17 protein-coding genes are annotated in these 18,143 nt (G+C 61.7%); 6 read left to right on the top strand and 11 right to left on the bottom strand.

The genetic code is table 11. The features are described 5' to 3' along the window. Positions 1–123: 123 nt before the first annotated feature. Positions 124–2,016 carry a PHA/PHB synthase family protein gene (locus ACWGXF_RS16290; RefSeq protein ID WP_256630575.1) on the bottom strand — a complete coding sequence of 631 codons (1,893 nt, stop codon included), beginning with the start codon at positions 2,014–2,016 and terminating at the stop codon, positions 124–126. Between the two features lie 204 nt (positions 2,017–2,220). On the opposite strand from ACWGXF_RS16290, the gene ACWGXF_RS16285 reads away from it, so the two are divergent. Continuing rightward, positions 2,221–2,535, top strand: coding sequence for a hypothetical protein (locus ACWGXF_RS16285; RefSeq protein WP_039050799.1), 315 nt, complete (start codon positions 2,221–2,223; stop codon positions 2,533–2,535). On the opposite strand, the gene ACWGXF_RS16280 is transcribed toward ACWGXF_RS16285, so the two are convergent. Both ACWGXF_RS16280 and maiA read right to left on the bottom strand, forming a co-directional pair. Next, positions 2,452–3,369, bottom strand: a complete 918-nt coding sequence (locus ACWGXF_RS16280) for a polyphenol oxidase family protein (protein ID WP_054075642.1) — start codon at positions 3,367–3,369, stop codon at positions 2,452–2,454. The two genes, ACWGXF_RS16285 and ACWGXF_RS16280, sit on opposite strands and share 84 nt — an antisense overlap. A 10-nt stretch (positions 3,370–3,379) precedes the next feature. Next, positions 3,380–4,045, bottom strand: coding sequence for a maleylacetoacetate isomerase (gene maiA / locus ACWGXF_RS16275; protein WP_034355595.1), 666 nt, complete (start codon positions 4,043–4,045; stop codon positions 3,380–3,382). Between the two features lie 162 nt (positions 4,046–4,207). Between maiA and ACWGXF_RS16270 the strand changes: the two genes are divergently transcribed. The 3 genes from ACWGXF_RS16270 to ACWGXF_RS16260 all read left to right on the top strand — a co-directional run bounded on the left by ACWGXF_RS16270 (position 4,208) and on the right by ACWGXF_RS16260 (position 8,370). Then, entirely contained in the window at positions 4,208–4,903 is a 696-nt protein-coding gene (locus tag ACWGXF_RS16270) for a fumarylacetoacetate hydrolase family protein (RefSeq protein WP_256630576.1), read from the top strand. A 134-nt stretch (positions 4,904–5,037) separates the two neighbouring features. Further along, complete coding sequence (locus ACWGXF_RS16265; protein ID WP_012838408.1) at positions 5,038–5,598, top strand: NUDIX hydrolase; 561 nt, start codon at positions 5,038–5,040, stop codon at positions 5,596–5,598. A gap of 297 nt (positions 5,599–5,895) precedes the next feature. Further along, positions 5,896–8,370: a putative bifunctional diguanylate cyclase/phosphodiesterase gene (locus ACWGXF_RS16260; protein WP_452102111.1), complete on the top strand. Its 2,475-nt coding sequence runs from the start codon at positions 5,896–5,898 to the stop codon at positions 8,368–8,370. Positions 8,371–8,444: 74 nt separating this feature from the next. Here the strand turns inward: ACWGXF_RS16260 and ACWGXF_RS16255 are convergent, their stop codons facing one another. The 6 genes from ACWGXF_RS16255 to ACWGXF_RS16230 form a co-directional block, all read right to left on the bottom strand. Further along, positions 8,445–10,931, bottom strand: a complete 2,487-nt coding sequence (locus ACWGXF_RS16255) for a YgiQ family radical SAM protein (RefSeq protein ID WP_452102110.1) — start codon at positions 10,929–10,931, stop codon at positions 8,445–8,447. A gap of 236 nt (positions 10,932–11,167) precedes the next feature. Then, entirely contained in the window at positions 11,168–11,707 is a 540-nt protein-coding gene (locus ACWGXF_RS16250; RefSeq protein ID WP_054075637.1) for a PepSY domain-containing protein, read from the bottom strand. A 215-nt stretch (positions 11,708–11,922) separates the two neighbouring features. Then, positions 11,923–12,111: a DUF2783 domain-containing protein gene (locus ACWGXF_RS16245; RefSeq protein WP_179626187.1), complete on the bottom strand. Its 189-nt coding sequence runs from the start codon at positions 12,109–12,111 to the stop codon at positions 11,923–11,925. A 12-nt stretch (positions 12,112–12,123) separates the two neighbouring features. Next, the gene (locus tag ACWGXF_RS16240; protein ID WP_256630578.1) at positions 12,124–13,821 is read right to left on the bottom strand and encodes an FAD-dependent monooxygenase; all 1,698 of its coding nucleotides are present in this window, start codon (positions 13,819–13,821) and stop codon (positions 12,124–12,126) included. A gap of 187 nt (positions 13,822–14,008) precedes the next feature. Continuing rightward, positions 14,009–14,893 (bottom strand): helix-turn-helix transcriptional regulator, encoded by an 885-nt coding sequence (locus ACWGXF_RS16235; protein WP_034355483.1) that lies wholly within the window; start codon positions 14,891–14,893, stop codon positions 14,009–14,011. A 101-nt stretch (positions 14,894–14,994) separates the two neighbouring features. Beyond that, positions 14,995–15,162: a hypothetical protein gene (locus ACWGXF_RS16230; protein ID WP_003064951.1), complete on the bottom strand. Its 168-nt coding sequence runs from the start codon at positions 15,160–15,162 to the stop codon at positions 14,995–14,997. A gap of 187 nt (positions 15,163–15,349) precedes the next feature. Between ACWGXF_RS16230 and ACWGXF_RS16225 the strand changes: the two genes are divergently transcribed. Beyond that, positions 15,350–15,946: an IMPACT family protein gene (locus tag ACWGXF_RS16225; RefSeq protein ID WP_003064949.1), complete on the top strand. Its 597-nt coding sequence runs from the start codon at positions 15,350–15,352 to the stop codon at positions 15,944–15,946. Positions 15,947–15,992: 46 nt separating this feature from the next. Here the strand turns inward: ACWGXF_RS16225 and ACWGXF_RS16220 are convergent, their stop codons facing one another. Together ACWGXF_RS16220 and ACWGXF_RS16215 are read right to left on the bottom strand one after the other, a co-directional pair. After that, the gene (locus tag ACWGXF_RS16220; RefSeq protein WP_003064948.1) at positions 15,993–16,142 is read right to left on the bottom strand and encodes a hypothetical protein; all 150 of its coding nucleotides are present in this window, start codon (positions 16,140–16,142) and stop codon (positions 15,993–15,995) included. Positions 16,143–16,224: 82 nt separating this feature from the next. Then, on the bottom strand, positions 16,225–16,716 hold the full coding sequence (locus tag ACWGXF_RS16215; RefSeq protein WP_452102109.1) for a DUF6882 domain-containing protein: 492 nt from the start codon (positions 16,714–16,716) through the stop codon (positions 16,225–16,227). A gap of 162 nt (positions 16,717–16,878) precedes the next feature. Between ACWGXF_RS16215 and ACWGXF_RS16210 the strand changes: the two genes are divergently transcribed. Further along, positions 16,879–18,123, top strand: coding sequence for an alpha/beta fold hydrolase (locus ACWGXF_RS16210; protein WP_452102108.1), 1,245 nt, complete (start codon positions 16,879–16,881; stop codon positions 18,121–18,123). Positions 18,124–18,143 lie beyond the last annotated feature (20 nt).

The following is an 18,143-nucleotide window of genomic DNA, read 5'->3' as shown; positions in this document are numbered from 1 at the left end:
TCTTACAAGTGATGCATGCGTGCGGGTTGCATCCTGTTCATCGTGCCACCCGCCGCTTCCTATCACGATGCGAGCCTTGTTTGCTGCACCGCAATATGGAACTGATTGTGCCTCAGGCCTCACTCAGGCTTTTGACAGAACGTAGCGACCCGGAGCATCTTCGATGGCTTCATAGGCACGTGCCCGGCCATAGCTCTTGGGAGCCGCGAGCTGCTTGCCTGCATGGCTGCCCAGCCAGGCACTCCAGTCCGTCCACCAACTGCCCGGATACTCCGTGGCCTCGGCCAGCCAATCGTTGAACGCCTCGGGAAACTCGCCATCCTCACGCAGCCAGTGGCTGCGCTTGTTCTTGGCCGGCGGGTTGATGACGCCGGCGATATGGCCGGAGGCACCCATCACGAAACGACGCTCACCGCCCAGTACCTGCGACGAGGCATAGGCCGCAGCGACAGGAACGATGTGGTCCTCGCGCGAGCCGTAGATATAGACCGGCATCTTGAGCTGGCTCATGTCGATCTTCTCGCCGCACACGGTCAGCACGCCGGGCTTGATCAGATTGTTCTCGAGGTAGAGATTGCGCAGATACCAGGCGTAGAACGGGCCGGGAAGATTGGTGGAGTCGCTGTTCCAGTAAAGCAGATCGAATGGCGGCGGTGTCTCGCCCTTGAGGTAGTTGCCCACCACATAGTTCCAGACCAGATCGTTCGGGCGCAGAAAACTGAAGGTGGATGCCATGTCCTGGCCCTTCATCAGCCCGCCTTTGCCCATTTGCATCTCACGCAGGCGCACCATGTTTTCATCGATGAAGATGTCCAGAATGCCTGTGTCGCGGAAGTCGATCAGCGTGGTCAGCAGCGTCATGCTGGCTACGGGAAAAGCGTGGGCCTCCACCTTGGCCGCAGCAGTTTTGCTGCCTGTCTTTGCAGCCGCAGCGCGGCTGCGGGGCTTGGCAGCTTGCGGCTGTCCATGCTCGCGGGCATGGCGTGCAGCCAGCACTGCCATCGCAGTGGAGAGCATGGTGCCGCCCACGCAGAAACCCAGCACATTGATCTGCGGCGCCTCGCAGATATCCTGAACCGTGCTCACAGCCTTGAGCACGCCATCTTCGATGTAGTCATCCCAGCTCTTGTGCGCCTGGCTTTCATCGGGATTGCGCCAACTGACCACGAAGGTGCGGTGCCCCTGGCTGACGGCATAGCGAATCACGGAATTGTCCGGCTGCAAGTCCAGAATGTAGAACTTGTTGATGCAGGGCGGCACCATCAGAAAAGGTTTCTCGAATACCTTGGCAGTCAGCGGCTTGTATTCGATGAGCTGGAACAGCTCGTTCTCGAAAACCACCGCGCCTTCGGTGGTCGCCACGTTCTTGCCCACGGTGAACAGGCTTTCGTCGGTCATGGAGACATGACCCTGGCGCATGTCGGCCAGCAGATTGGCAATGCCCTGAGCCAGGCTCTCGCCCTTGGTTTCAACAACCTTGTTGAGCGCATCGGCGTTCAGCGCCAGAAAATTGCTGGGCGCCATGGCTGCCACCCATTGCTCAACCGCAAAGCGCACGCGATTGCGTGTTTTTTTATCGCCCTGCACCGCCTCGGCCATACCGGTCAGCATGCGACTGCCCAGCAGGTAGTTGGCTGCGGCCATCGATGCAACGGGATTGGCACTCCACTCTGGCTTGGCAAAGCGCTTGTCCCTGGACAGCAGGGCCTGAATCTGTTTTCCATCTGCCAAAGACTGCACCGACTGCAGGTATTCCTGCTGCAGCCCCTGCAGTTTGGCTGCATCGAACTGCACCGCTTGAGCCGAACCCGTAGCCATCTGGGGCATTGCCGATTGCATGGCATCCATGATTCCAGCCCAAGGGTTGGGTGCGGCCCCCAGACCTGGCATGGCGCTGAGCCCCATGGGAGCACCGGACTGCATCTGCTGAAGCGTCTGGAGGCTCTTGCTCCACTGCTCCTGCCAGAATTGTTGAATGGATTGGCCAGCCTGGCCCCAGCTCGGGTCAAAATTCATGCTTACATCCTAGTCAAGGCAAGCGACCGGCGATCTCAGGGTCTGGGGACGCTTGCGGAATCTGCAATACGGCTCACACGGCGGCATTGTCACCTATGTGCCAGGCAGTTCCGACAAGAAGCGGCCTCATTTTGCCGTTATGAAGCTGTTTTGACACAAAACAACCCGGAGCCAGCATGCTTTCTGGCTCATTACAGAAACACCATGTACCTCATTGCCATCGCCTGGATGTACGTTGTCGTGATGATGACGATCGCCGAGGCCGCCAGCCCCGGCGGCACCCTGCTGGGTGCATTTTTCACCTTTGTGCTCTATGGTCTGCTGCCGCTTTCCATCGTGCTCTACATACTGGGCACGCCAGCCAGAAAGCGCCGCCTCAAAGCCCGGCAGGAACAGGAAGCGCTAGCTGCAGAACACGCGCTCCCCAGCCCCGGCTCAGGCGTCGCGCCAGATGCTGGCAGCCAGCCGCCCGCTGCCGCCCAGACGGGCGGCGTCGCGCCGGTGCGAGAAGAAACGTGATGCATTGCTGACCGTGCACCAGGGCAGACTGCCATCGTTGCCGAAGATTGCAGCAATGCCCAATGCAGCAAGCCTCTGGCGTGCCAGCTGAGCCAGATCGGCCAGATATTTGCCCTCACTGCCCGCTACCGGCACAAAATGCCGCGCAGCATCAGGGTCATGGGCCACAAAGATATCGCGTACCTCGGCCCCCACCTCGAAGGAATCGGGGCCTATACATGGGCCCAGCCAGGCCTGGGTGTGCGCGGCAATCCGGGAGCGCAATGTTTCGCCCCCTGAAAGCGATGGCTGCATCTGCACCTTGCGACAAAAAGCCTCGAAAAGTGTCTCCAGCACACCGCCGGGCAAGGGCCCGTCAGACAGCTTTCTACCGGGCGGCATGCCGGCCAGACCGCGCCAGCCTGCATGGGCCGCGCCCACCACCAGCCCCGAATCATGGGCCAGCAACACGGGCAGACAGTCTGCCACCATGACGGTACAGACCACGCCTGCATCGGCGGTCACGCAGGCATCGAAGGCCGCACCATTGGACTCGGCCACATTGCCTGCGTCCAGCGTCAGCACCTCCACACCATGCACCTGCTGTAAGAACGCTGTGCAGGCACCAGGGGTGCGGGCCTGCAGCGCCACATTGAACAGTTCACGGTTGTGGCGCACGTGGGCGGGGTTGTCGCTCACGTGGTCGCCCAGGTTCATGCTGCCCCAGGGTGCCTGGCTGACGCCCCCCTCGCGCGAGGTGCAGATGGCATGCACGCCGGGCAGAGCCGGCCAGTCGGGGACCAGCCAGGAGTCAGGCCAGAGGTCCGGTGGACCCGGCCTATAGGTCTCGCTCATGACGCCCTCTTCACTCAGCATCCGGACAGGCCGAAGGATGGGCCTGCTGGAAAGCCGGCAAGGCGTTGCATCGCTCGACCACGTCCATCAGGCGCGGCAGAGCCTCGAGATTCACATTGAAGCGCTGGGCGTTGTAGATCTGCGGGACCAGGCAGCATTCGGCCAGCGTGGGCGCGTCACCCCAGCAAAACGTCGACGGCGCCAGGCCCATGGCCTTGCGTTCGGCATCCAGCAGCGCCAGCTGACGCTCGAAGGCTTCCAGGCCGGAGCGCACCCAGTGCGCATACCAGCCATTCTTGGCCTCGTCGCTGGCCCCCATTTGGTGCACCAGGTACTTGAGCACGCGCAGGTTGTTGAGCGGATGGATCTCGCAAGCCACCATCTGCGCCAATGCGCGCACATGGGCACGGCCCAGTGCATCCCTGGGCAGCAATGGTGTTTCAGCATGGGTCTCATCGAGATATTCGATGATGGCCATGGACTGCGTGAGCCAGTGCCCTTCGTCCGTCACCAGTGCGGGCACCAGCGCGTCACCCACATGGGAGGCATAGGCCGCAGCCTTTTGTTCGCCGCGCACCAGATGCACGGGCACGGAGTCATAGGACAGCCCCTTGAGTTGCAGCGCAATGCGCACACGATAAGAGGCGGAAGAACGGAAATAGGTATGCAGCTTCATGATGTGAGCAGCATAGCGCGAGCCGCACGGACTGGCATTTTCCCTAGGGCCGGAATACGTAAAAGCCGTCATCTGCCACGCCGTCTCCGGGCCTGCATCGTGGCACACTGCTTGCCACATCAACCATTGCTGATTTCAGCGCGTGTTCCTGCCGAGGACTTCATGAGTTACGTGTTCAATCCCCCTGCCGTTGCCAGCCTGCCTGTTGTGGGCCGCGGCGAGCGCTTTCCCATTCACCGCATCTACTGCGTGGGCCGCAACTATGAGGATCACGCCAAGGAAATGGGCTTTACCGGCCGCGAGCCGCCGTTCTTCTTCATGAAGCCTGCGGACGCGACCGTGGCAGTGGAAGCCGGCAGCACCACCACCGTGGCCTATCCCACGCTGACCCAGAATCTGCACCATGAAATCGAGCTGGTCGTTGCCATCGGCAAGGCCGGCAAGAACATCAAGGCAGCCGATGCACTGCAGTACATCTACGGCTATGCCGTGGGTCTGGACATGACACGTCGCGACCTGCAAAACGACATGAAGAAGCAAGGCCGCCCCTGGTGTATCGGCAAGGCTTTCGAGCAATCCGCCCCCGTAGGCCCCATCACACCAGCCGATCAGGCGGGAGACATCGTCAACGCCGAGATTTCGCTGCAGGTCAATGGTGACTATCGCCAGCGCAGCCACATCCACAAGCTGATCTGGAATATCGCCGAAACCATTGAGCATCTCTCCAGCGCCTGGGAGCTGCAGCCCGGCGACCTGATCATGACCGGCACCCCCGAGGGCGTGGCCGCCGTGGTCAAGGGCGATGTGCTGGAAGGCGCAGTCACCGGACTTGAATCCGTCAAGATCCAGATCGCTTAAGAATCCCTGGCGCACAGGCAGTTTGCGCCGGCCAGGTACTCCGGGAGTCGCACCGCAAGGTGTGACTCCCTTTTTCATAGCTGTTTGCGCATGTTGTACCTGCGCTAGCGGCCTGATTTGCTTATAGTTGCGGAATGATTTTTCGCAGCCCCATCAAGTTCTGCCGCAATTGCGGCACCGCAGTCACCTACCGCGTTCCTGACGATGGGGATACGCGCGAGCGTGCCGTTTGCCCGGCCTGCCACACCATCCACTATGAAAACCCGCTCAATGTGGTCGGCACCCTGCCCGTGATGGACGACGGGCGCGTGCTGCTGTGCAAGCGCAATATCGAGCCGCGCCGCGGCAAATGGACGCTGCCTGCAGGCTTCATGGAGCTGGCCGAAACCACCAGCCGCGGAGCCCAGCGCGAAACCGACGAGGAAGCCGGAGCCGACATCGAGCTGGGCAGGCTGTTCAGTCTCATCAACGTGCCCCAGGTAGGACAGGTCCATCTCTTCTATCTGGCCCGCCTCAGAAGCACGCAGTTCTACCCCGGCCCCGAGACCATGGAGGCCCAGTTGTTCGCTGAGGCAGACATCCCCTGGGAAGAAATCGCGTTTCGCACCGTCAAGCTCACCCTGGAGCGCTTCTTTGCCGACCGCAGGGCCGGCGTGCTGGAGCAGCCGCAAGTGCACTGCATGGACCTGCTCTGAATCTGCCAGATTGGTTACCCACTTTCTCACAGAAAACACCGCTCTGTCTTGGGGGGACAGTGGAAGTTGTCCGACGCCGGGTTCACTTCTACAGGCCAGAAATTACCAATAAATACAAATTGCGTGTGATCTGACATACCTCCTACGCAATACCGTGAAAGGTCAAGCCATGAGAGCGGGCATCGTGACGGTGTTCTGATCGTCAGCAGGCACATTGCCTTCTGGCAGTTTCATACCAGTCTGCCTTGTTGATGCCCTGACTCATGCATTTACAGTCAATTTACTGGATGAGGCGTCATGAAGGCATCTTTGAGCCCCACACTGAAGTCTCAACAATTGCTGCAGCGCGTCTGGGCTTTTGCGCTCCTGGCACTGATCCTGATGCTCAGCGCCAGCTGCAGCCTCTATCTGCTCTCCGCCGTGCGAGCTTTTGTCAACGGAGAAAGTCTCTGGTCCAAGGCCCAGAAAGATGCGATTTACTCGCTTTCCCGCTACGCGGATGAAGGCAACCCGATCGACTTCGCCCATTACCAGCGGGCCTTGCAGGTACCGCGTGGCGATGCCGAGGCACGTATTGCCCTCTACGACAAGCCCCTGCGCCTGGACCTGGCGCGCAAAGGCATAGAGCAAGGCCAGAACCACCCCGATGATGTCAGCTCCCTCATCTGGCTGCTGCGTACATTCCGCTATTTCAGCTGGGTGCAGGAACCCGTCGCGTACTGGAAGATGGGTGACGAATACCTGAATCAACTCGACACACTGGCCCAGGAAATCCGGCAAGGATACGAGGTCGGCAACATCAGCCGCGAAAACATTGCCACCTGGAAGCGCGAGATCGACCTGATCAACCAGGGCGTGACGGCCCTGACCAGAGCCTTCAGCGACTCTCTGGGCCAAAGCTCGCGCAACATCGTCTGGCTGCTGCTCGCCCTCAACGGCGCCCTGGCCATTGGCCTGGTGAGCCTGTGGGTCTGGAATACCTGGCGCCTGATCCTGCTGCGAGAGCAGGTTCAAGAGGGCCTCAACAGCGAAAAAGAGCGCGCGGAGACCACGCTGGCAGCGCTCAGCGATGCGGTCATCACCACCAATGCCAAGGGCATGGTCAACTATGTCAACCCCGCCGCCATAGGCCTGCTGGGTCTGCAAAAGCAAAGCTATCTGGACAAGCCCATCAAACAGGTGTTGCAGTTCTACACCATGGACGCCTCCATCACCAGCGAAGGCCTGCTCGCTCAGCTTGTCAATGACACCAGGGAGACCACCGTCGTGCGTGACGAGCAAACGCACTGGGTTCGCCGCACCGACCACAGCATCGTGCCAGTCAAGGTGCTGGGCTCCGCCATGCAGCGCGATGGCCAGGCATCAGGGGCGGTCTTCGTGCTGCGCGATGTGTCGCGCGAGCAGCAGTACATGGACCAGATCTCCTGGAATGCACGCCACGACACGCTGACGGGGCTGGAAAATCGGGGGGAATTCGAGCGACGGCTGCAAAAAATGCTGACCCAGGGTCTGCACCAGGTCAAGCCCTACGCTCTTCTCTACATCGACCTGGACCAGTTCAAGCTCATCAACGAAACCAGCGGCCATGCCGCCGGTGATGAGGTGCTGTGTGAAGTCTCTCGCATGTTGCAGGCCAATCTTCGCGAAACCGATTGCCTGGCGCGCATGGGCGGTGACGAGTTTGCCGTGCTGCTGGAGAACTGCCCTCCTTCCAACGTCGCGAGCATTGCCGAGAAGCTGCGCCTGGCGGCCCAGCAACTGCAAACCACCTGGGGAGAGAAGATATTGCGCACCGGTTTTTCCATCGGTGCCGTGCATGTTCCCGGTGATGCGGTCAATGCCTCCGATCTGCTGCGCATGGTCGATATGGCCTGCTATCAGGCCAAGGAGCGCGGGCGCAACAAGGTCTTTTTCTACAAGGCCGAGGACGGAATCTACAGCCGCTATGTCAGCGAAATGGAATGGGCCACACGCATTCGTACCGCACTGGACGAAGACCGCTTCTGCCTCTATGCCCAGAGCATCGCACCGCTACAGGCCCGCAAGCACAGCCGCCACAGCGGCATGCACTTCGAAGTCCTGCTGCGCCTGCGCGATGAAAACGGCCAGATCCTGGCCCCCGGACATTTCATACCCGCAGCCGAGCGCTACGGCCTGATGCCATCGCTTGACCGCTGGGTGATCACCAGGGCCCTGCAGACACTGGCGCAGCAGCCCGGACATGCCAAGCTGGTGGAAACCTGCGCCATCAACCTCTCCGGTCCCAGCCTGGATGACGACGGCCTGCTGGAATTTGTGAAGGAGCAGTTGCAGCAGCACGGAATTGCGCCGCAAAAGCTATGTTTCGAAATCACCGAAACCAGCGCCATTGGCAACCTCAGCAATGCCACACGGCTGATTCAGTCGCTGCGCGCCCTGGGTTGCCGTTTTGCCCTGGACGACTTCGGCGTCGGCATGTCGTCGCTGACCTATCTGAAGCAGTTGCCCGTCGACTATCTCAAGATCGACGGCGGCTTTGTGCGTGACATGCTCAAGGACAAGGGAGACCACGCCATGGTGGAGATGATCAATCGCATCGGCCAGACACTGGGCAAAAAGACCATTGCCGAGTTTGTCGAGAGCCGCGAGATTGCCGAGGAACTCATGACCATGGGCGTGGATTATGTGCAGGGCTACGCCATCGCCCGCCCCAAACCCATGACCAGCGAATACTTTGCCCCCACGCAGGAAAACCAGCTGCCGCAGTGGTGCGGGGCTCTGGCCATGGGCTGACAGCAGCGCACGCCAATACAAAAAACGACGCATCAAGCGTCGTTTTTTTGTCGGCGGCAGTCAGGCTTCAGCCATCAGCGCGGCTTGCGCGAACCCTGGCCCACTGGCTTGGCGGGCCTTGCCGCAGTTTTGAAACCGGGCTTGGCCTTGCCAGTCACACCCGCGCGCGGCGGCAGGCCGGTATGCTGGGTCAGCAGCTTGCCCGGTTGAGGCTGGCTGCTGCGGAAGCGCACATCGCCCTTGGGCTCCAGGCTCGCCTCTTCGCTGCGGCGTCGCACGGCCACGGCCTTGCCGTCCTTGTTGGTGGTGTAACCAATTCCGCCACCCGCCTTGGACGAGGTGCTGTTCTTCTTTCGTGCACTCTGATAGCTGCCGTCGACCAGGGGCTGGAAGGTCGGGATCAGGTGCTGCTTGCCGTTGCCGATCAGATCGGCGCGCCCCATGGTCTTGAGCGCCTCGCGCAGCAGCGGCCAGTTGTTCGGGTCGTGATAGCGCAGGAAAGCCTTGTGCAGACGGCGGCGCTTTTCACCGCGCACGATGTCCACGCGCTCCTCGGCCTCGTCGCGCATCTGGCGGCGCACCTTGGTCAGCGTGTTGCGGCCGCTGTGGTACATGGCCGTGGCCGTGGCCATGGGGCTCGGGTAGAAGGTCTGCACCTGATCGGCACGGAAGCCGTTCTTCTTGAGCCAGATGGCCAGATTCATCATGTCCTCATCGCTGGTGCCCGGGTGGGCGGCGATGAAATAGGGAATCAGAAACTGCTTCTTGCCGGCCTCTTCGCTGAACTTCTCGAACAGCTGCTTGAACTTGTCATAGCTGCCGATGCCCGGCTTCATCATCTTGGTCAGCGGACCTTGCTCGGTGTGCTCGGGCGCGATCTTGAGATAGCCGCCCACATGGTGCTGGACCAGTTCCTTGACGTACTCTGGCGACTTCACCGCCAGGTCGTAGCGCAGGCCGGAGCCGATCAGAATCTTCTTGATGCCAGGCAGCTTGCGCGCGCGGCGGTAGATCTTGATCAGCGGACCGTGGTCGGTGTGCAGGTTCTGGCAGATGCCGGGGAAGACACAGCTGGGCTTGCGGCAGGCCGCTTCGATCTGCGGGCTCTTGCAGCCCAGGCGGTACATATTGGCCGTGGGCCCGCCCAGGTCGGAGATCGTGCCGGTAAAGCCCTTGACCTTGTCGCGGATCTCCTCGAGCTCCTGGATGATGGAGTCTTCGGAACGGCTCTGGATGATGCGGCCCTCGTGCTCGGTGATGGAGCAGAAGGTGCAGCCGCCGAAACAGCCGCGCATGATGTTCACCGAGGTGCGAATCATCTCCCAGGCCGGAATCTTGGTGGCGCCCTCATGGCTGCCGCTTTCGTCGGCATAGACAGGATGCGGGCTGCGCGCGTACGGCAGGCCGAAGACCCAGTCCATTTCGGCCGTTGTGAGAGGAATGGGCGGCGGATTCATCCACACATCGCGGGCCGTGGTCCCCTCGCCGTGAGCCTGTACCAGCGCACGGGCATTGCCGGGGTTGGTTTCCAGGTGCAGCACGCGATTGGCGTGGGCATAGAGAATCGGATCGCTCTTGACCTCTTCGTAGCTGGGCAGACGCAGCACGGTGCGCTCGCGCGCAGGCAGCTTGGACTTGCTGCGCAGCGAGAGATTGGGCACGAACTGGATGGGCTGGACCTTGGCTACCGATGCGCCGTCATTGGGGCCGTCCGCTTCCGATTTCGCAGCATCTTCCTTGGAGCAGCTCTGGCCCTGGGCCTCGGCCTGCTCGCTGGTCGTCATATAGGGGTTGATATGGGGCTCGACCTCGCCGGGCTCGTCCACCGTGGTGGAATCGACCTCGAACCAGCCCTCCTCCGAAGCGCGGCGAAAGAACGAAGTGCCGCGCACATCGGTGATCTGCTCGACCGGCTCGCGCGCCGCGATGCGGTGCGCCACTTCGACCAGGGCACGTTCTGCATTGCCGTAGAGCAGGATGTCGCACTTGCTGTCCACCACGATGGAGCGGCGCACCTTGTCGCTCCAGTAGTCGTAGTGGGCAATGCGACGCAGCGAGCCCTCGATGCCGCCCAGCACGATGGGCACGTCCTTGTAGGCCTCGCGGCAGCGCTGGCTGTAGACGATGGCCGCGCGATCGGGGCGCTTGCCGGCCACATCGCCGGGGGTATAGGCATCGTCGCTGCGAATCTTGCGATCAGCCGTGTAACGGTTGATCATCGAGTCCATGTTGCCGGCCGTCACGCCCCAGAACAGATTGGGCTTGCCCAGGGCCTTGAAGGCCTCGGCGCTGGTCCAGTCGGGTTGGGCGATGATGCCCACGCGAAAGCCTTGCGCCTCCAGCACACGGCCGATGACCGCCATGCCGAAGCTGGGGTGATCCACATAGGCATCGCCCGTGACCAGAATGATGTCGCAGCTGTCCCAGCCGAGCTGATCCATCTCCGCACGGCTCATGGGCAGGAACGGCGCCGGACCGAAGCGCTTGGCCCAGTACGGCTTGTAGCTGGTCAGCGGCTTGGCATCGCGGAGGAAAAAGGAAACATCAACCGGGGCGTTCATGTGGATGGGCTTTATATGGCCTCATGGCCTATTCGGAGAAACAACCCGTCAGTGTACTTTTCCGCCCTCAGCCTTGCACGAGCAAGGTCTTGCAGAAACAGGGTTGAACTCTGAACTTCATAGCATCCAGCGCTTTCCTTCATTGAAATTCGATGCATAACACACCTTAAATCATTGAAATGCAAGCGCCAGGCACTCACTTCTTAATAGCACCAGAATCCAGATAACGCGCCGACTCAGTCCTTTTCCTGCCTCGTCACAGCGCCGGTGGCAGGATCAAGCCTGAGCTTCATGACCGTCTGATCGGCGCGCAGCATCTTGACCTTGTAGCTGGTCTTGCCCCAGTCCGAATCCAGCTGGGCCTCCAGCGGCTTGCCTGGCAAGGCGGCAACAGCTGCATCGACGGCCTGTACCAGCGTGATCCGGGCATCGGCCAGGCGCTTGGCATGCTTGCCCTCGGCTCGGCCCTTGTTCTCCTCCACTGCGGCATCGCCCGTGTTGGCATTCACGCGCAGCTTGATTTCCTCATTCACGGGCGAGATCAGGGTGACCGAGTAATAAGGCGCAGCGCCTTTCTTACCCTCTTCCAGCTCGACATCGATCGCTTTTCCGGGAGCAACGGCCTGGGCTTTTTCGACGGCCTGGCTCAAGCCGATCTGCACGGCACCTGTCAAGGCCAGCCATTCGGCAGCCGACTTGGCCAGGGCCGGAGCCGCACTCAATCCACTCAGGCTCAGGGCTGCAGATAGCAGCAAGGTGCTGGGACGCAATCTCATGGACCAATCCTCCTACAGTGGCAATGACTCCAGTCTGCCTGGATTCCGTGGCACGGCCTTGTCGGATATCAAGCCATATCGACTTGTGGAAAATCCATCTCAAGCTATTGATAGGCAAAGATTATCCGCTATGAAATCCGAGAGTCAGCACGCCGAGAACCCGCCAGGAACGAGCCTGAGCGGGTCGGGCTGACCGCCACGGACAAGCCTTTTGCTTACAGATCTTGCTGGGCCGCCGCAATCATTTCGCCAAACTGGCGGGCATCACCGAGCCGATTGGCTGCCAGCAGCGCCAGCTTGACCAGCAGCAGCTCGGACTTTTCGGCGCCCACGGCATCGATGGCGACAGCCAGCTGGTCGTACACGGTCTCCAGACCGGCGATATCAAGAGTGGTTTGGGTCATTTGAATCTCTCCTCAGGCTGGCAAGGCAGCTTTGAATGCGGCTTGCAAACGATTGGCGTCCAGCGCCATCCAGCGCGCACAGACATGCTGATCGGGGCGCAGCAGATAGGCGGCGCCGTCGGCCATCACTCCGTAGCGGGCGCGGCAGCGGCCTTCGGTGTCATCAAGTACCAGATCGGAACCTTCGACAATGCCTGAAGCGTGGCTGCTGACGGCGATCAGGCGCACGGCAACACCGCGAGCTCTGACCCCGGCCGCGACCGCTTGCAGTTCGGCGGGAATCGCCTGGCCGCTCGTGAAATACAGCAGATCGAAGCCGCCGCCCAGATGGTCGAGCAAATAGCTGTCCGGCGCAAAGCGCACGTTGAGAGGCGGCGCGCCATGGCCGGGGCCGGCCTTGAACAGCAGGTTGTCGTCACCCATGCTGTTGAGTGGCGAGCTGCCGTACTCATGCGGGCGCGAGGTGCGCCAGTGATAGAGCGGGCCGACAAAGGGCTGGCTCAGCGACAGAGACAGCACGGCATCGCGCAGCAGCCTGAAACCTCTGCTTGGCGGCGCCATGAAACGTGTGCTCTTGCCGGCCTCTTCCACAATCTCGCGGGCTGCGCCCACTCGCTCGCTGCTATAGCTTTGCAGCAGCGCTGCGCTGGCCGCGCCCTTGGCGACGAGTGCCAGACGCCAGCCCAGGCCCTGAGCATCCTGAAAACCGGTGTTGGCGCCGCGCACGCCGAAGATGGGCAGCATATGGGCTGCATCGCCCGCAAAGATCACACGGCCAAGCACATAGTCGGGCAGGGTCAGCGCGCGGGCCGAGTAGACGGAGCTCCAGTCCATCTCCCAGGGCGTGCCGCCAAAGCCTATCATCTCCAGTTGCGCATCGATGCGCGCCTTCAGCGACTCGGGCCTGAGCGCATCCTCGGGATCTTCGCCGGCAGGCAGCTGGTAGTCCACACGCCAGATGCCGTGCGGCTCGCGGTGCATGAGGATGGTGTTGCCCGGGTTCCATGTGGGATCGAAGAATGCGAGACGCTCGGTGGGCAGAGGCAGGTCGATGCGGATATCGGCAATCACGAAGCGGCCTTCGTAGGAAGCGCCTTCCATCAGCAGATTCATGGCCGTGCGAATCCCCGAACGCGCGCCGTCGCAGGCCACCAGCCAGTCGGCCCGCAGCTCGTAGCTGCCTTCCGGGGTATCCACCTCCACCAAAACCTGCTCGCCCTTTTGCTCAACCTTGTTCACGCGGTTGCCCCAGCGCAGCTCGATCAGCGGGTTGGCCTGCACTGCATCGACCAGGTATTCCTCCAGGTACTGCTGCTGCAGATTGATCATGGGAAAGAAGCGATCGTCGTCCGCCCGCGCGTTCTCCATGCGAAACACGCGCTGGCCGCGGTAAATGCTGTTGCCGTAGCACCAGGGCAGTCCGGTCTCCGTCACGCGCTGGGCCACGCCCACCTGCTGCAGGATTTCCATGGAGCGCCGCGTGAACACAATGGCACGGCTGCCTTCGGACACCTGCAATTCGGATTCGAGCACCACGCAGCGCTGGCCGTGGCGGGCAATCTCCAGCGCCGTGGTCAGGCCCACGGGGCCGGTGCCGACGATGACGATGGGGTGGCTTTGCTCGCCCGGATTCCGGGAGGCAAGCCAGGGCTGATGAACCTGGTACTGGTAGTAGATGGAGCGGCGTGGCTCGGCAAATGGCTGGTGCATGTTCTTGTCTCCTGGGGGCGCTGTCGTGGTCAAACCGGTGCGCTTTCATCCCCTTTCGGTCTGGCTTGAGATGCAGTGTAGAAAAGCAGCTCAAGGCCGATGTCACCAGATGGAGACAATGCCGACCGGCAACCGATACTCAAGTCGAATCAGCCTCCCGCCTTTACAGGTCAACCCCAAGCAGCTATCAAAGTTGACCATCGACAGCTTCAGCGGGCTCCATCAGCAGCGCAAACAGCTCGCGCTGCCCCTGCACGCCCAGCTTGGCGCAGACGCGTTTGACATAGGTGCGCGCGCTGCTGACGGTAATGCCCAGGCGCTGCGCCAGCGCATCGGCATCCAGGCCCTGGGCCAGTGCCCTCACCACGTCGAGGTCGCGCGGCGTCAGCTGCTCGAAGCGCCTTGCCAGTCGCGCCAGCACCAGCCCGACCAGGTCGTCCTGCAGCGTCTGCCCCGCGTAATGCAGACGCATGGCCTGCATGACCAGGGGTGCAAAGGCCTCGATCCGGGCAATGGCTGCGGCGTCGAAGCAGCCATGCTCCTCGCCTCGATACAGGTTCACGGAAAGCCAGCGCGCGTTTTCCTGCAGCATCAGCAGCGACAGCCGCTCGGCAATGCGCGGCAGCTCATAGCAGACATGGCGGTACTCGGGGTGCTGTACATCGTGCGGCCCCTGGCGATGCAGCCAGACGCGCGGCCTGGCATGCGGGTCCCTGGCAAGGCGCGCCAGCTCGGCCTGCATCACGCGCTGCGAACCATCGAGCGGATAAAAGCGCTCGCTGTAATCCTGGGAAATCATGGGCAGCGCCCCCGTGCGCGCCCTGTCGCCCATGCCCACCACGCGCGGCCTGGCCATGCCCTGGAAGGAGAATATCGTGCACTGCGCCAGCGGCACATGGCGCCCCAGCAGCTGCAGGATCTGCTCGGCCACGGCATCGCTGCTGCTGCGCCCCACTCTTTCCATCATGGCCGTCACATCGGCCAGGGCCACGGGCAGTTGCGCTGCCTGCGCGGCAGCCGGCAGCAGCATCCAGTGCGAAGAATCGGGAAACGGCGCAGGGCTAGCAGTCATGGCTGCGATTCTCGCCGCTGTATCGTGGCCGCGGACAGGAAAAACCGGCTCTCCCTTTCAGGAGCGGCCGGTCTGGCTTGAGACAGAAAATGCGCCCGGGCCTACCATTCGCCCACATTGCGTATGCGCTGCAGCAACTCCCATTCATCTTCGGGTGCCGCAGCCTGCAGAGCCTGGGGCTCTGCCAGCTCCTGCGCCAGCGGAGGCGGCGTGAAATGCTCGCGACCAAAAGTATGTTCGCTCAGGGACTGTGGATGCGGATTGTTCATGACGGCCTCCTTTGCTCAAAGCTTAAGGCTCGAGGCTTGCCGAAATTGTAGGAATTGGCTTAAGGACACTGTCGAGCAACCCCCACAAGCCGCGTCGTCATGTCATGGATAGGTCACAACTGCCGCTACCCGGCCCATGTACCGCAACGCTGCTCGGCCCCGACTTTGCGGTTATGCTGCCGCCGCTATGCCTCAGACTCTTCGTGCTCCCGTCTCCAGTGAACTGATCATCAAGAAAAGCCGCTTCATCGGCTGCGTTCAGCCGATGACGGACCGCTCCAGCGCGCAGGCCGTGGTGGATGCACTCTGGCGCGAGCACCCGGGCGCCGCCCATGTCTGCTGGGCCTTGCTGGCGGGCGGACAATCGGCGGCGGTGGATGATGGCGAGCCCAGCGGCACGGCCGGTCGCCCCATGCTGGACGTGCTGCGCCATCAGGATCTGGAGGGCGTGCTGGCCACCGTGGTGCGCTATTTTGGTGGCGTCAAGCTCGGTGCAGGCGGACTGGTGCGCGCCTATACCGACGCCGTGGCACAGGCCTTGCTGCAGGCCGAAAAAGTCGCCATTCAGCGCATGCAGATCCTGCAATGCACGGCTCCCTATCCGCTGGAGGGCCTGGTGCGGCGCATGGCCGATGCGGCGGGTGCCGAACTGCTGGAGGTCGATCACGGCAGTCTGGTGAGCTTCAAGCTGCAGATGCCTGAGCCCGACGCCGCCGAATTTGTCAGCGCACTCAATGAAAACGGTCAGGGCCGCATTGGCTGGCTCAAGCCGGACGAGCTGTAGATAGCAAAGAAAAACCCGCTTTGGGCGGGTTTCCGAGCGGGCAATTTCAGCAATTGCCTTTCTTGGCCTGGCCCGGTGGGCAGCCGTGGGGGTGAGGCTTTTTGTAGCCATCGTCGTAGTATCCGCCACGGCTGTCATAGACAGCGCAGCCGCTCAGCACAAACATGGCTGCGGCCAAAGCAAACATCGTTTTCATGGGGTGACCTTTTCAGATTTTTGAGGGTGTCAGTCTATAGGCGACCCCGCCCGCATTCTGTCAACAATCCTGTACGCGGCTTTCAATTGGCCGGCTGCTGCTGCTCGACCGCCACCTGCAGGTGCAGCAAGGTGAAATACAGGGTTACATCGCCCTGCTGGTCGATGAAGGTGCCTACGGCGCGCTGCAGGCGAGCGGCAATGCACATGCACTCCATGGCCTCTGGACGGCCGCCGGGAATCCGGGCCGTGGTCAGCAATGCCAGCTGGTTCTGTCGGCCGAACTCATGCACGACTTCCAGCGCTTGGCCATGCTGCTTGGGAATGGCTTCGTTGGCCCAGCTCCAGACAAAGCTGCCGTCCTGCTCGCTACTGGTGCCCACAAGGCAGACCGTAGCGATCACCTCATGCAGCGGAGCTTCCAGCGCCAGCAGGGCGCGGTCCAGATCCCAGCGGTAGCTGGGGCTGCCCTGCAAGCCAAATTCCAGCGGCCAGTCTGCATTGCGGGCCTGCATCATTTCAACGGCCTCACGGCTCCAGGCAGCCCAGTCGGTGGTTTGTGCGTCGTTGCTCATCGCGTATCCATTGCTTTTCAACAGACCGCATTGTCAGCCAATAAGCAGGCTGCCACTGTGTTTACACCCACTCCATTTGGACGATTCAGCTGGCGAGAGTCCCGCTGCAAACTGGTCTCAGGCACTCCCTTGGAGGCCGCCGCACAACAAATGGAGACTACTATGCCCCTCGTACCCACAGGACTGCGACGCGCCGCAGCCATTGCCACCCTGAGCACGCTGATTCTGTCCAGCTGGCCGACTGGCTTCGCGCAGACCCAGGTGTCTTCCAAAATGACGACAGGCTCTGCGGGACAAATGCTGGCTATCGAGCCGCTAGCCCCGGCCTTCAGCCTGGCAGATGCCGACAAGGCCTATGCCATCTGGTACTCATCAACCGATGGAACGGCCGCAGGCAACGACCAGGCGTCTCAGCTCACGACCTCGGGAGTCATCTTTCTGCCCAAGGGGCTGCCGCCTGCCGGTGGCTGGCCGGTAATAGCCTGGGCGCACGGCACCGTAGGCATCGGCGACAGCTGCGCCCCCTCCCGCAACCCACGCTCGGAGCGCGATGCGCAATATCTCAACAACTGGCTCAAGGAGGGCTATGCCATTGTCGCAACCGACTACCAGGGCCTGGGAACGCCCGGCCCTCATGCCTATCTGCACAGCCGCGCTGCGGCCTATGCCACGCTGGACTCGCTGCGCGCGACTCTCAACACCAAAGAGCTTCCACTCGGCAACAAGATAGTCATCGTGGGCCAGTCCCAGGGGGCGGCTGCCGCATTTGCGACTGCCGGCTTTGCCCCAGACTACGCCCCGGAGCTGAAGATTCTGGGCACGATCGCCACCGGTACACCCCACTCCGGCAGGCCCAGCAAGGACGGCAAGATCGCCTACCGCTCAAGCCCTGCCGAGCAGGAAAGCACGGACCCGTCCATTGCCTACATTCTTTACATCGCGGCGGTAGCCAACCAGTCCAAGCCGCGCTTGCCAGCCGAACAGGTGCTGAGCGAAAAAGGCCTTGGCGCCATGAAAGCCGCCGAAACCACCTGTGTGCAGCAGATGTTCGATGTGGTGAAAAAAGAGCAGTTAAGCTGGAGCAACACCTTCAAGTCGGACTTCATGAGCTATTACGCTCAACCTTTCAGCAAAGGCCAGTTTCCCACGCTGAAGATCGCCACGCCCGTGTTCTTTGGCATAGGAGGCGCGGACAGGGACGCACCGACCAAATTTCAGCAGGACCTGGCCGAGCAAAGCTGCGAGGCCGGCACGGTGGTTGAAGCCCACACCTACCCGGGCATGGACCATTCGCCGACCGTCAACAGCTCCTTCCCCAACTCGCGCCTGTTCGCACGCAAGCTGTTCAATGGGGAGAAGATTGCTGGCAACTGTGTTGCAAAGCAAGAGACGCTCAGCCTGCGCTGAACCGCGTGGGATATCCGTCT

Source organism: Comamonas sp. HJ-2 (genome assembly GCF_053615495.1).
Note: the sequence above shows the minus strand (reverse complement) of the source record. Positions and strands in the feature narration are given on the sequence as shown.